Below are 13,224 nucleotides of genomic sequence, written 5' to 3' on the forward strand. Positions count from 1 at the left end.
GCTACTCGGAGCGTCGACGGCCGGGCTGGTGGCGCAGGGCGTTGCGGCGCAGCCGGCAGTACTCGATGCCGATGAGCCCGAGGCCGAACCCGGCGAGGGCGGTCCACAGCCACCAGGTGCGGCCGTCGTCCTGCAGGGTGCCGAGGAACGGGACGAGCGCGAGCGCGACGACGCCCCAGAGGATGGTGCCGACGGTCATGGTGCGGACGCCGTCGAGGTCCATGGGCTCGACCTGGGCGACCTTGTGGGTGGTGCGGCCGATCTCGAGCTCGGTGACCTCGGGGCGGCCGAGCTCGTGACGGCGGGCCGAACGCTCCAGCCGGGCGCGCTCGCGGTGTCCGAGCTTGCGCTCGATCGTCTCGGGTCCGTCGCCGTCGCGGACCGCCCACTCCGACTCGTCGCTCACAGGGCCCAGGGTACCCGGCTCGTCGCGCGGGCTCGTCGACCGTGGCGCCCCTCGGCCCGGGACGACCCTCGACGGGCCCGGGGCGCGAGACGCTGGGAGGATGGTGCCGATGAACCCCCGTCGCCGTCGGCTCCTGTTCCCGGCCCTCCTGGTCGTCCTGATCCTGGTGGCCGCCGTCGTGTCGTTCACCCGCGATGCCGACGCGGCCGTGGGGGCCGACGACGAGGACAGCCCGGTCGACTCGCGGGTGGTCAGCACCGTCACCGACTCCCGCATCGCCGAGTCGAGCGGCCTGGCGGTCAGCACGGTGCACGACGACCTCGCCTACACGATCAACGACTCCGGCAACGCCGACGTCGTCTTCGCGGTGCGTGTCTCGACCGGCGAGGTCGTGGGCACCACCACGGTCACCGGCACGGCGTGGCAGGACACCGAGGCGCTCATGCTCCACGACGGCAGGCTGTGGGTGGCCGACGTCGGCGACAACCTCGCGCAGCGCAAGGACACCGCCCTCTACGCGATCGACGAGCCCGGTCCGGGCGACGGCTCGGCCCGCTCCACGCGGTACCCGGTCGGCTACTCCGACGGTCCGGCCGACGTGGAGTCGCTGGCCGTCGACGCCGACGGTCGCTTCCTCCTGGTCACCAAGGAGCTCCTGGCCGGTCGCATCCTGCGCCTGCCTGCCGACCTGTCGACCGACGAGACCAACGTCCCCGAGCCCGTGGGGGAGCCCACCCTGCTCATGGCCACCGACGCCTCCACCAGCCCCGACGGACGCTTCGTGGTGGTGCGGAACTACATCGCGGCAGCCGTGCTCGACGCGAGCGACCTGAGCCTCGTGCGCAGCGAGGCACTGCCGGACCAGCCGCAGGGCGAGACGGTGGCGTTCGAGCCGTCGGGCGGCTCCTACCTGATCGGCAGCGAGGGGTCGCCCTGGGAGCTCGTGCGGGTCGGGTTCTCGGCCGGAGAGGCGGGCCAGGCCGCACCCAGCGCCACCCCCACGCCGTCGGCCTCCCCGTCGGCCACCGCCGCGGACCAGCCCGGTGAGATCGGCCGGCCGTGGTTCGTCGTGGTCTCCGGTGGGCTCGCGGTGCTGCTCCTGGCGCTCGTCGGCGTCTGGATCACCCGCAAGGACGACGACTGACCCGTTGTCGATGCCGCCGCGCGGCGCCGACGCGTCCTGAAACCCGATCGACCCAGGCACGACATCAACGTCGCCGGACGGTCTGGCATGCTGCGGTGCCATGACGACCGTTCTCGAGCGCCACTTCAAGATCACCGACCGCGGTTCCAGCGTGGCGAGGGAGGTCCGCGGCGGCGTGGTGACCTTCCTGACGATGGCCTACATCATCGTCCTGAACCCGATCATCCTCGCCGGCGTCCCCGACGCCGACGGCTCGTTCCTCGGCGGCGGCTCCGAACCGGGATCGGGCTTCACGACGATCGCCGCCTGCACCGCGCTCGCGGCGGGCGTGCTCAGCATCCTGATGGGCGCCGTGGCGAACTTCCCGCTCGCGATCGCGACGGGCCTCGGCCTCAACGCCTTCGTGGCGTACTCGGTGGCCTCGCAGATGACCTGGGCCGACGCGATGGGGCTCGTGGTGCTGGAGGGCCTCATCATCCTGGTGCTCGTGCTCACGGGCTTCCGGAAGGCCGTGTTCGACGCGGTGCCGGCCCAGCTGAAGACCGCGATCGCGGTCGGCATCGGCCTGTTCATCACGCTCATCGGCCTGGTCGACGCGGGCTTCGTCCGCACGACGGGCAACGCGGCCCCGCCGATCGGCCTCGGCATCGGTGGTGAGCTGTCCGGCTGGCCCGTGCTGGTCTTCTGCATCGGCCTGCTGCTCATGATCGCCCTGCACGCGCGTGGCGTCCCCGGGGCCATCCTCATCGGCATCGCGACCACGACCGTGCTCGCCGGCGTCGTGCAGGCCGTCACGGACACCCCCGGCAGCAACGGCGACCCGACGTCGAAGGGCTGGAACCTCAACGTCCCGTCGTGGCCCGACTCGTTCTTCGCCACGCCCGACTTCGGCCTGCTCGGCCAGTTCTCGCTGTTCGGCTCCTTCGAGCGCGTCGGCGTCGTGGCGGCCTCGCTGCTGGTCTTCACGCTCCTGCTGGCCGACTTCTTCGACACGATGGGCACGATGACGGCCATCGGCGCCGAGGCCGGGCTCAACGACGAGAACGGCTCGCCCGAGGGCGCGCAGCGCATCCTCGTCGTCGACTCCATCGCCGCCGCAGCCGGTGGCGCCGCGGGCGTCTCGTCGAACACCTCCTACATCGAGTCGGCGTCCGGCGTCGGCGACGGCGCGCGCACCGGTCTCGCGAGCATCGTGACCGGCCTGCTGTTCCTGCTGGCCACGTTCTTCGCCCCGCTCGTGCAGCACATCCCCAACGAGGCGGCGGTCCCGGCACTGGTGCTCGTGGGCTTCCTGATGATGACCCAGGTGACGGGCATCGTCTGGGACGACCCGGACATCGCGATCCCGGCGTTCCTGACGATCGTGCTCATGCCGTTCACGTACTCCATCACGGCCGGCATCGGTGCGGGGTTCATCGCCTACGTGCTGCTCAAGGTCACCCGCGGCAAGATCGCCGAGGTCCACGCGCTCATGTGGGTCGTGTCGGTGCTGTTCGTCGTCTACTTCGCCATCGACCCCATCACGCGCTGGCTGACCTGAGCCGGTGACCTAGGGTCGGACGCATGCAGATCGACCTGGGTGACGACCGACGTCCGCGCGTGGCCGAGTCCGCCTTCGTGGCCCCCAACGCCACCCTGGCCGGGTCCGTCGTGCTCGAGGACGGCGCCAGCGTCTGGTACGGCGCGGTGCTGCGTGCCGACAACGAGCCGATCACGATCGGTCCGCGCTCCAACGTGCAGGACGGGTGCGCCTTCCACGTCGACAAGGGTCAGCCGGTCGTCCTGGGCGAAGGGGTCTCGGTCGGCCACAACGCCGTCGTGCACGGTGCCGTCGTCGAGGACCACTGCCTCATCGGGATGGGGGCCGTGGTGATGAACGGTGCCGTGATCGGCAGCGAGTCCCTCGTGGCGGCCGGAGCGCTCGTGACGGCCGGCATGCAGGTGCCGCCGCGCTCCCTCGTGGCCGGGGTTCCGGCCAAGGTGCGGCGCGAGCTGAGCGACGACGAGGTGGAGGGCCTGCACCGCAACGCCCGCATCTACGAGGAGCACCGCGAGCTGCACCGCTCCGCCACGGTCGTCGACTGACGACCGCGGCGGACTGCCTCAGAGCCGCTCGACGACCCAGTCGATGCAGGCGGTGAGGGCACTGACGTCGTCGGGCTCGACGCTCGGGAACATGCCGATGCGCAGCTGGTTGCGGCCCAGGCCGCGGTAGCTGTCGACGTCGACGATGCCGTTCTCCCGCAGGATCTCGGTCAGGGTCTGCTGCGGGACCGACGCGTCGAGGTCGATCGTGCCCACCACGAACGACCGCTCCGCCGAGGCGGTGACGAACGGCGACGCGAAGGGCGAGGCCTCGGCCCAGGAGTACAGGCGGGCGCTGGAGTCGCGGGTGCGGCCGGCAGCGAAGTCCATGCCGCCGTGCTCGTTCAGCCACCGCACCTGCTCGTCGAGCAGCACCAGGGTGGCCACCGCGGGCGTGTTGTAGGTCTGGTCCTTGCGGGAGTTCTCGATGGCGGTCGGCAGGTCCAGGAACGACGGCACGTACCGGCCCGAGGCCGCGATGCGCTGCGCCCGCTCGACCGCCGCCGGGGACATGACGGCCAGCCACAGACCACCGTCGGAGGCGAACGACTTCTGCGGCGCGAAGTAGTAGACGTCGGTCTGCGACACGTCGACGGACAGGCCACCGGCGGCCGACGTCGCGTCGACCAGCACGAGCGCGTCGGGGTCGGCGTCGGGGACCCGCTCCACGGGCACCATCACGCCCGTGGAGGTCTCGTTGTGGGCCCACGCGTACACGTCGACGCCGGCCGTCGCGCGGGGGAGCGGGTGCGTGGACGGCGCCGACTCGAGCACCTCGGGGTCCTGCAGGAACGGCGCGCGTGCGGCCGCGGTCGCGAACTTGCGCGAGAACTCGCCGTGCACCAGGTGCTGGCTGCGTCGCTCGACCAGCCCGTGGACGGCGGCGTCGAAGAAGGCGTGCGTGCCCCCGAGGCCGAGCACGACCTCGTAGCCGTCGGGCAGCTCGAGCAGGGTGGAGAGGCCCGAGCGGACCGATCCGACGAGGTTCTTGACCGGTGCGGCGCGGTGCGACGTGCCGAGCAGCGAGGAGCCGGTGGCGGCGAGCGCGGCCAGCGCCTCCGGGCGGACCTTGGACGGGCCGGACCCGAAGCGACCGTCGCGGGGCAGGAGCTTCGCGGGGATCTTCACCCCACCAGTCTGGCAGCGTCCCCGTGAGCGCCGGACATTACGTCGAACCACCCCTGTCCCCGAGGGGCCGGACGTCCCAGGATGAGGACGTTCGGGGGACCGCTCGCCCGCGCCGTCGGGCCCCAGCACCCGAGGTCGGTCCATGAGGAACAACGTCCGCGCGACGGTCGTCGCCACCACGGCCAGCACGGCCACCGCAGTCGTCCTGGCGTGCCTGGGCGCCCCGGCCCACGCCGACGACGTGACCGTGACGCCGGTGCAGTCCGGCTCCTTCGCCGGCACCGACCCCGTCGGTGTCGACGTCGACGCCTCCGGAGGGCGCTGGATCGTCTCGAACAACGCGGTCCGGTACTTCCCGGTGGGGTCGACGACCGCGACCAAGACGATCGCCGGCGCCGCCACGGGGTTCGGCTACCCCAACGGTGTCGCGGTGGACGCCGACGGCTCGGTGCACGTCATCGACGGCTCCAACGACGCCATCCGCATCTTCGCGCCCGGCGCGAACGGCGACGTGGCGCCGGAGCGGGTCATCACCGGCGCCTCGACGGGCATCGTCAGCCTGAGCGGCATCGACGTCGACGCCGCCGGCTACATCCACGTCGCCGACGCCGGAGCGTCCGCCGTGTCGACCTTCGCTCCGTCGGCGTCGGGCAACGCACGACCGCTGCACCGCATCGTCGGACCGCGGACCCAGCTCTCGGGCGTCAGCGGCGTCGTCCGCCGGGGGAGCCTGCTCTGGGTGGTGTCGTCCGAGGCGGACGCGGCGGTGGCCTTCGCCTACGGCTCGAGCGGTGACGCCGGACCCGTCTCGGTGCTCGGTGGGAGCCGAAGCCGGCTCAACAACCCCTCCGCCCTCGCGTTCGACGGGGGAGGCAACCTCTACGTGACCAACAACGACGCCGCACGACACGTCGTCGTCTTCGCCCCGAGCAGCGACGGGAACGCGACCCCCGCTCGGGTGGTGCGGGTGGCGTCGCGGCCGAACGGTCCGAACGGCGTCGCGGTCGACCCCCGCCGCCGGGTCACGCTCATCAACATCTCCAACAGCACCACCGACGTGCTGCCGGCGGTCATGACGACGGCACCGTCCGCGCCTCGGTCGCTCAGGGTCTCCGGCACCTCGAGGTCGAGGACGCGCACCGTCTCCTGGTCCACCCCGGCGGCCGACGGCTTCACGGCGGTCACGGGCTACGACGTCCGGATCATGGCGGGCTCGAAGGTGGTGCGCAGCGCCACGCGGTCGGCCACGCAGCGCTCGTACGCCGTGTCGCGCAGCGCGCTGGGCAAGGGCAAGCGCGTGGCCATGGTGCGGGCCCGCAACGCCAAGGGCGCAGGGGCGTGGGCGAAGCTCACCTTCTCCGTGTCGTGATCGCACCGGGCGCGACGTCGCTCCCGCCCCCGTCGGCTTCGTCACACCGGGTGGCCGGGCTCACAGGCCCGCCCTACGATGCCCCCTATGGCATCTGACCCCGGCTCCGGCGTGGGCCCGGAGGCGACGGTCGCCGTCCCGCTGGCCGAAGGCGTCGAGCCCGACGTCCACGCCTGGGAGAAGGCCACCGCCGCCGTCCTGCGCAAGACCAAGAAGCTCGCCGACGACGCTCCGGACGCCGACGTGTGGGCGCTGCTCACCCGCTCGACGCTCGACGGCATCGGCGTCGCCCCGCTCGGCACGCCGGCCCTGTCGGCCGACGTGGCGCCGACCGGGCTGCCGGGCCAGGCCCCCTTCACGCGAGGCTCTGCCGCCACGCGTGAGCTCGACGGCTGGGACGTGCGGGCCTGGTTCGCCGACCCCGACGCCGACCTGACCGCGCAGCACGTGCTCACCGACGTCGAGAACGGCGTCAACTCGCTCTGGATCGCCGTGGGCGACGGTGCCGTGCCGACCGACGCGCTGGCCCGCGTCCTCGAGCCCGTCTTCGTGGACCTGGCTCCCGTGGTGGTCGAGGACCCGACCGACCCGCTGGGTGCGGCGCAGGCCCTCGACGCCGTCGTCGACGACAAGGCCGTCGACCCGGCACCCGGCACGAGCTACGGCGCCGACCCCCTCGGGTCCCTGGCCCGCACCACGCTCGGCATCGGGGTCGAGGGTGCGGTCACCGACCCGTCCGTCGCCGTCGACGTCGCCCGGCTCGCGCAGCGGCGCGGCGCCCGCGGCATCGTCGTCGACGCCACCGCCGTGCACGACGCGGGCGCGTCCGACGTGCAGGAGCTCGCCTACTCCCTGCTCGCCGGAGCCGCCTACCTGCGGCTGCTCACCGAGGCCGGTCTCGACGTCGACGCCGCCGCCGACCAGCTCGACGTGCGCCTCGCCGCCACCGACGAGCAGTTCCCGACCATCGCCAAGCTGCGCGCCGCCCGGCGGGTGTGGGCCCGTCTGCTCGAGCTGAGCGGCGTGGCCGAGAGCGGCCGCGGCCAGCGCCAGCACGTCGTCACCTCGCGGCCCATGATGGCGGCGTACGACCCCTACGTGAACATGCTCCGCACCTGCGTGGCCACCTTCGCAGCCGGCGTCGGTGGCGCCTCCAGCGTCACGGTGCTCCCGTTCGACGAGCCGCTCGGCCTGCCCGAGGTGTTCAGCCGGCGCATCGCCCGCAACACCTCGAGCCTGCTCATCAGCGAGTCGCACGTGGCCCGCGTCGTCGACCCCGCCGGGGGTGCGCACGCCGTCGAGAAGCTCACTGACGACGTCGCGCGCGCGGCCTGGGACCTGTTCGGAGAGCTCGACGCCGTGGTCGCCGACTCCGCCGACCGGGAGGCGGGCTTCGCAGCCGCCCTCGACGCACTCCGGACCCGGGTCGAGGCGACCGTCTCCGACCGCGCCCTGCAGGTGGCGCGACGGCAGCGTCCTGTCACGGGCGTCTCGGAGTTCCCGAACCTGCACGAGGAGCAGCCCGAGCGTCGCCCGTACGGCCGCACCCTGCCGGTGCACCGCTACGCGCACGAGTTCGAGGCCATGCGCGACGACCGCGCCACCGCGCCGGTGTTCCTCGCGACGATGGGGCGGGTGGCCCAGCACACCGCGCGCGCCACGTTCGCGGCCAACCTGTTCGCCGCCGGTGGCATCGAGACCGTCACGGCCGGCGCCACCGACGGGGTGGACGCCGTCGTGGAGGCGTACCGCCAGGCCGACGCACCCGCCGTCGTGTGCCTGACCGGACCCGACCCGCTCTACGGCGAGTGGGGTGGCGAGCTGGTCGCCGCCCTGCGCGAGGCCGGTGCCCGCCACGTGGTCGTGGCCGGCAAGCCCGACGCCGTCTCCGCCGACGTCGACGACTCCTGCGCGGCCGGGCTCGACGCCCTGGCCTTCCTGCGCCGCACCCGAGAGGAGCTGGCCTCGTGACGATCCCCGCCTCGTTCGCCGGACAGCCGCTGGACCCCGAGCAGCCACCCGCCCCCGACGCAGGCGCGTACGCCTCTGCCGTCGAGGGCGCCGAGCCGTGGGACGCACCCGAGGGCATCGCGGTCAAGAACCTCTACACCGCCGACGACCTCGCCGACGTCGACGCCCTCGACACCTACCCGGGCCTGGCGCCCTTCCTGCGCGGGCCGTACCCGGCCATGTACTCGACGCAGCCCTGGACCATCCGCCAGTACGCCGGGTTCTCGACGGCGCAGGAGTCCAACGCCTTCTACCGCCGCAACCTCGCGGCCGGCCAGAAGGGCCTGTCGGTCGCGTTCGACCTCGCCACCCACCGCGGGTACGACTCCGACCACCCGCGGGTGAAGGGCGACGTCGGCATGGCCGGTGTGGCCATCGACTCCATCTACGACGCGCGTGAGCTGTTCGACGGCATCCCGCTCGACGAGATGAGCGTGTCGATGACCATGAACGGCGCGGTGCTGCCGGTCCTCGCGCTCTACATCGTCGCGGCCGAGGAGCAGGGGGTGAAGCCGGAGCAGCTCTCGGGGACCATCCAGAACGACATCCTCAAGGAGTTCATGGTCCGCAACACCTACATCTACCCGCCGGCGCCGTCGATGCGGATCATCTCCGACATCTTCGCGTACACGGCGCAGCGGATGCCGCGGTTCAACTCCATCTCGATCTCCGGGTACCACATCCAGGAGGCCGGGGCCACGAACGACCTCGAGCTGGCGTACACGCTGGCCGACGGCGTGGAGTACATCCGCGCCGGTCTCGACGTCGGCCTCGACATCGACGCCTTCGCGCCGCGCCTGAGCTTCTTCTGGGCCATCGGCATGAACTTCTACATGGAGATCGCGAAGATGCGCGCGGCCCGTGCCCTGTGGGCGCGGCTCGTGAGCGACTTCGACCCGAAGAACCCCAAGAGCCTGAGCCTGCGCACCCACAGCCAGACGTCGGGCTGGAGCCTCACCGCCCAGGACGTGTTCAACAACGTGCAGCGCACCTGCATCGAGGCCATGGCGGCCACGCAGGGCCACACCCAGAGCCTGCACACCAACGCGCTCGACGAGGCCATCGCGCTGCCCACCGACTTCAGTGCACGCATCGCCCGCAACACCCAGCTGCTGCTGCAGCAGGAGTCCGGCACCACCGGGATCATCGACCCGTGGGGCGGCTCCTACTACGTGGAGAAGCTGACCCACGACCTGGCCAACCGTGCCTGGGCGCACATCCAGGAGGTCGAGAAGGCCGGCGGCATGTCGAAGGCCATCGAGGCCGGCATCCCGAAGATGCGCATCGAGGAGGCCGCGGCGCGCACGCAGGCCCGCATCGACTCCGGCCAGCAGGCCGTCATCGGCGTGAACACCTACCGGCTCGCCGACGAGGACCCGCTCGACGTGCTCAAGGTCGACAACGCGTCGGTCTACTCCCAGCAGGTGGCCAAGCTGGAGCGGCTGCGTGCCGAGCGCGACCCCGCCGAGGTCGAGCGCACGCTCGCGGCACTCACCGCCAGCGCCGAGCGCGGGTCGTCCAGCGACGGCTCGCTCGACGGCAACCTGCTGGCCCTCGCGGTCGACGCCGCCCGCGCCAAGGCCACCGTCGGCGAGATCTCCGACGCGCTCGAGAAGGTCTACGGCCGGCACCAGGCCGTCATCCGTACGATCTCCGGTGTGTACAGGACCGAGGCGGGCCAGGGCGGCAACATCGGCAAGGTCGTCGACGCCACCGCCGCCTTCGAGAAGGCGGAGGGCCGACGCCCCCGGATCCTCGTGGCCAAGATGGGCCAGGACGGTCACGACCGCGGCCAGAAGGTCATCGTCACGGCGTTCGCCGACATGGGCTTCGACGTCGACGTGGGACCGCTGTTCTCCACGCCCGAGGAGGTCGCGCAGCAGGCGGTCGACGCCGACGTGCACATCGTCGGCGTGTCGAGCCTCGCGGCCGGCCACCTCGCGCTGCTGCCCGAGCTCAAGAAGGCGCTGGCCGACCTGGGTGGTGAGGACATCATGATCGTCATGGGCGGCGTCATCCCGCCCGACGACGTCCCGACGCTCAAGGAGATGGGGGCGGCCGAGGTGTTCCTGCCCGGCACCGTCATCGCCGACTCCGCGCTCAGCCTGCTCGACCGGCTGCGCACCGGCGACGGGTCCTGATGCCGGTGCGTGCGCCGAGCTCGTCGAGGTGCCGCGTGGCGGGTCAGGCGGCGTCGTCGCCGAACACGCGACGCGACAACGCCTGGACGTCGCGGTCGAGGTACTTGATCTCGGTGCGGACCGAGGCGAACTCGGCCTGCATCTCGGTCCGCAGGGACCCGATCTCGCCCCGCACGGATCGGAGCTCGGTGCCCATCTCGCTGCGCAGCGACCCGATCTCGGTGCGCATCTCGGTGCGCAGGGACCCGATCTCGGTGCGCAGGATCCGGACGAACATGGTCGACATGAGCGTGAGCATGCCGAACAGGGCCGTTCCGAAGACGCCGATCAGCGTCCACACCTGCGGCTCGTTCACCTCGATCACCCCTTCAGTGTCGTGCGTCCGAGCCGATCTTTCCAGGGGTCCGCGACACGGTCGATCCCGTCCGCACGAAACCTGTGGACGGCTTGACAGCGGGCGGCGGCGCGCATGACCGACGTCGAGAAGCTCGCCGCGGACGTCCTCGACGGACGTCGCGCGGGGGTCTCGCGGGCCATCACGCTCGTCGAGTCCAGCCGCGCGGACCACCGGGCGGCGTCGCGGGAGCTGCTCGCCGCCCTCACCCCGAACGCCGGGGGAGCGGTGCGGGTCGGCATCTCCGGCGTGCCCGGCGTCGGCAAGAGCACGTTCATCGAGGCCCTCGGCACCCACCTCGTCGAGCAGGGCAAGCGCGTGGGCGTGCTGGCGGTCGACCCGTCGAGCGTGCGCACCGGCGGCTCGGTGCTGGGCGACAAGACGCGCATGGCCCAGCTGGCGGTCAGCCCCCAGGCCTACATCCGGCCCTCGCCGAGCGCCGGCACCCTCGGCGGCGTCGCGCGGGCCACGTCGCAGGCCATGACCGTCCTCGAGGCCGCCGGCTACGACGTCGTGCTCGTCGAGACCGTGGGCGTCGGCCAGTCCGAGATCACGGTGGCCGGCATGGTCGACACCTTCCTGTTCCTCACCATCGCGCGCACCGGTGACCAGCTGCAGGGCATCAAGAAGGGGATCCTGGAGATCGCCGACGTGATCGCCGTCAACAAGGCCGACGGCGAGCGCGCCCAGGAGGCCGAGGTGACCGCCAAGGACCTCGCCGGGGCGCTGCGTCTCGTCTACGCCGGCACGCATGGCTGGGTGCCGCCCGTCGTCACGTGCTCGGCGCTGGAGCACCGCGGCATCGACACGGTGTGGAACCGGCTCGTGCGGCACCGCGAGTTCCTGGGCCAGAAGGGGCTGCGCGAGAAGCGCGCCCAGCAGCAGCTGGAGTTCACCTGGGCGCTCGTGCGCGACGAGCTGGACCAGCGCCTGCGCACCGACGAGGACGTCGCCCGGGTGCGCGACGAGGTGCGCGAGGCCGTGCTGTCGGGCGAGCTCGCCGCGGCCAGCGCCGCCGACCTCATCCTCGAGGCGTACGACCGCTGACCCGTGGTCGTCGGCGCTCGCTAAGGTGGCCGCCATGAGGTTGCGTCCGGTGATCCCCGTCACGTCCAAGGTCGTGCCCGCCGTCCTGGCCGGGTTCCTGCTCGCCGGGTGCGGCGGCTCCATCAGTCCCGGTGCGGCGGCGGTCGTCGACGGCACCACCATCTCGATGGACCAGGCCGACCGCGCGGCCGTGGTCTTCTGCCAGGTCTCGCTGTTCTCCAGCGCCCAGGCCGGCGGGAGCACGGTCGACAACGCCGACGTCCGGCGCCAGGCGGTGGCCGAGCTGGTCAGCGGCGTGGTGGCCGACGAGCTCGCAGAGCGCGAGGACATCTCGATCTCGCCCAGTGACTACGAGTTCACCCGCGCCCAGCGCGACCAGGTGGCGCAGGCCCTGCCCGACGTCGACCTCGACGAGGCCGTCCGCGTGCTCGAGGCCGGCCAGCGCACCTACGCGATCGCCGAGCAGCTGGGCGTCGCCGAGACCGGCGAGCAGGTGACCGAGCAGAACGCCGACGACGTCCAGCAGGCCGGCCGGGCCGTGCTCGCCGACGCCGTGAAGGCCGCCGACGTGAGCATCGACCCGCGCTTCGGCCTCGGCGACGACGGCCAGCAGGTCGCGGCCACCGGCTCGCTCTCGGTCTCCTCCGACGTCCTCAACGAGGACGCCCCGCTCGTCGCGCCGGCCACGCAGCGCTGTTCGTGAGCGGCCTGGTCGTGAGGGTGGGCTCGTGAGTCGGCCCGAGAGTGAGCGGCCGGGCGAGCGCCTGCTCGACCTGGTCGACGTGATGGCCCGTCTGCGTGCCGAGTGCGCCTGGACGCAGGGCCAGACCCACGACTCCCTCGGCCGCTACCTGCTGGAGGAGACGTACGAGACCCTCGAGGCCCTCGACGCGGGTGACTCCGACCTGCTGCGCGAGGAGCTTGGCGACCTGCTGATGCAGGTGGTGTTCCACGCCGCCGTCGCCGCCGACACGGGGGAGGGGTGGGACGTCGACGACGTCGCCGCAGGCATCACCGACAAGCTCGTGCGCCGCAACCCGCACGTCTTCGCCGACGGCGACGCGCGCACCCCCGAGGAGATCGACGCCGCCTGGCAGGCGGTCAAGGCGCAGGAGAAGCCGCGTGAGTCGCCGCTGGAGGGCATCGCCCGCGACCTGCCCGCCCTGGCCACGGCCCGCAAGGTGCTCGACCGCGTGCCCGACCTCGACACCTCCGGCGACGACGTCGGCTCGCGCCTGCTGCAGCTGGTCGCCGAGGCCCGCGCCCAGGGCGTCGACGCCGAGGAGGCCCTCCGTCGGGCCGTCCGCTCCCGCCTCGGCTGAGGACGCAGGATCCTGCGTTCGTGCGTGGTCGGCCGATCGATGCTGCGTTCGCCACCGGATCCCGTCACGAACGCAGCATCGTTCGACGTTCCGCTCGCGAAGGCAGAATCCTGCGTGGCCCCGCGCCTGGCGCGAGACGTGTTCGGGCCGCACTAGGCTGGGGGCAGACCGCAGCACC

The 13,224-nt window shown here is 72.4% G+C and carries 11 protein-coding genes and 1 pseudogene; 9 read left to right on the plus strand and 3 right to left on the minus strand.

Annotated elements, in window-relative coordinates:
* Position 1 precedes the first annotated feature (1 nt).
* Positions 2–406, minus strand: coding sequence for a DUF2530 domain-containing protein (locus tag ASF37_RS17590; RefSeq protein WP_235492910.1), 405 nt, complete (start codon positions 404–406; stop codon positions 2–4).
* A gap of 109 nt (positions 407–515) precedes the next feature.
* On the opposite strand from ASF37_RS17590, the gene ASF37_RS10055 reads away from it, so the two are divergent.
* From ASF37_RS10055 to ASF37_RS10065, 3 genes are all read left to right on the plus strand, one after another.
* Positions 516–1,550, plus strand: coding sequence for a hypothetical protein (locus tag ASF37_RS10055; protein WP_156368160.1), 1,035 nt, complete (start codon positions 516–518; stop codon positions 1,548–1,550).
* Positions 1,551–1,650: 100 nt separating this feature from the next.
* Positions 1,651–3,090 carry an NCS2 family permease gene (locus tag ASF37_RS10060; protein WP_056575544.1) on the plus strand — a complete coding sequence of 480 codons (1,440 nt, stop codon included), beginning with the start codon at positions 1,651–1,653 and terminating at the stop codon, positions 3,088–3,090.
* Positions 3,091–3,113: 23 nt separating this feature from the next.
* Complete coding sequence (locus ASF37_RS10065) at positions 3,114–3,635, plus strand: gamma carbonic anhydrase family protein (RefSeq protein WP_055964509.1); 522 nt, start codon at positions 3,114–3,116, stop codon at positions 3,633–3,635.
* A gap of 18 nt (positions 3,636–3,653) precedes the next feature.
* Here the strand turns inward: ASF37_RS10065 and serC are convergent, their stop codons facing one another.
* Entirely contained in the window at positions 3,654–4,763 is a 1,110-nt protein-coding gene (serC, locus tag ASF37_RS10070; RefSeq protein ID WP_055964513.1) for a phosphoserine transaminase, read from the minus strand.
* A 142-nt stretch (positions 4,764–4,905) separates the two neighbouring features.
* Here serC and ASF37_RS10075 point away from each other — a divergent pair, with 142 nt between their 5' ends.
* From ASF37_RS10075 to scpA, 3 genes and pseudogenes are all read left to right on the plus strand, one after another.
* On the plus strand, positions 4,906–6,132 hold the full coding sequence (locus ASF37_RS10075) for a hypothetical protein (protein ID WP_056580045.1): 1,227 nt from the start codon (positions 4,906–4,908) through the stop codon (positions 6,130–6,132).
* Between the two features lie 87 nt (positions 6,133–6,219).
* Complete coding sequence (locus ASF37_RS10080) at positions 6,220–8,103, plus strand: methylmalonyl-CoA mutase family protein (protein ID WP_056580190.1); 1,884 nt, start codon at positions 6,220–6,222, stop codon at positions 8,101–8,103.
* 86 nt (positions 8,104–8,189) lie between these two features.
* Positions 8,190–10,283, plus strand: a pseudogene (gene scpA / locus ASF37_RS10085) (methylmalonyl-CoA mutase); the annotation flags it as partial.
* A 43-nt stretch (positions 10,284–10,326) separates the two neighbouring features.
* Here the strand turns inward: scpA and ASF37_RS10090 are convergent.
* The gene (locus ASF37_RS10090; RefSeq protein WP_200914497.1) at positions 10,327–10,647 is read right to left on the minus strand and encodes a hypothetical protein; all 321 of its coding nucleotides are present in this window, start codon (positions 10,645–10,647) and stop codon (positions 10,327–10,329) included.
* A gap of 105 nt (positions 10,648–10,752) precedes the next feature.
* Here ASF37_RS10090 and meaB point away from each other — a divergent pair, with 105 nt between their 5' ends.
* From meaB to ASF37_RS10105, 3 genes are read left to right on the plus strand one after another with little or no spacing between them, the layout of a single operon-like run.
* Entirely contained in the window at positions 10,753–11,724 is a 972-nt protein-coding gene (gene meaB / locus ASF37_RS10095) for a methylmalonyl Co-A mutase-associated GTPase MeaB (protein WP_055964527.1), read from the plus strand.
* Between the two features lie 34 nt (positions 11,725–11,758).
* Complete coding sequence (locus ASF37_RS10100; protein WP_156367973.1) at positions 11,759–12,427, plus strand: hypothetical protein; 669 nt, start codon at positions 11,759–11,761, stop codon at positions 12,425–12,427.
* Positions 12,428–12,452: 25 nt separating this feature from the next.
* The gene (locus ASF37_RS10105; protein WP_056580193.1) at positions 12,453–13,046 is read left to right on the plus strand and encodes a MazG family protein; all 594 of its coding nucleotides are present in this window, start codon (positions 12,453–12,455) and stop codon (positions 13,044–13,046) included.
* Positions 13,047–13,224 lie beyond the last annotated feature (178 nt).

The organism is Aeromicrobium sp. Leaf289 (assembly GCF_001423335.1).
Classification (GTDB): domain Bacteria; phylum Actinomycetota; class Actinomycetes; order Propionibacteriales; family Nocardioidaceae; genus Aeromicrobium.

Coding starts and splice junctions, on each gene's coding strand:
- ASF37_RS10080 (WP_056580190.1), top strand. CDS start 6,220: ATGGCATCTGACCCCGGCTCCGGCGTGGGCCCGGAGGCGACGGTCGCC.
- ASF37_RS10060 (WP_056575544.1), top strand. CDS start 1,651: ATGACGACCGTTCTCGAGCGCCACTTCAAGATCACCGACCGCGGTTCC.
- ASF37_RS10100 (WP_156367973.1), top strand. CDS start 11,759: ATGAGGTTGCGTCCGGTGATCCCCGTCACGTCCAAGGTCGTGCCCGCC.
- ASF37_RS10065 (WP_055964509.1), top strand. CDS start 3,114: ATGCAGATCGACCTGGGTGACGACCGACGTCCGCGCGTGGCCGAGTCC.
- ASF37_RS10055 (WP_156368160.1), top strand. CDS start 516: ATGAACCCCCGTCGCCGTCGGCTCCTGTTCCCGGCCCTCCTGGTCGTC.
- ASF37_RS10075 (WP_056580045.1), top strand. CDS start 4,906: ATGAGGAACAACGTCCGCGCGACGGTCGTCGCCACCACGGCCAGCACG.
- meaB (WP_055964527.1), top strand. CDS start 10,753: ATGACCGACGTCGAGAAGCTCGCCGCGGACGTCCTCGACGGACGTCGC.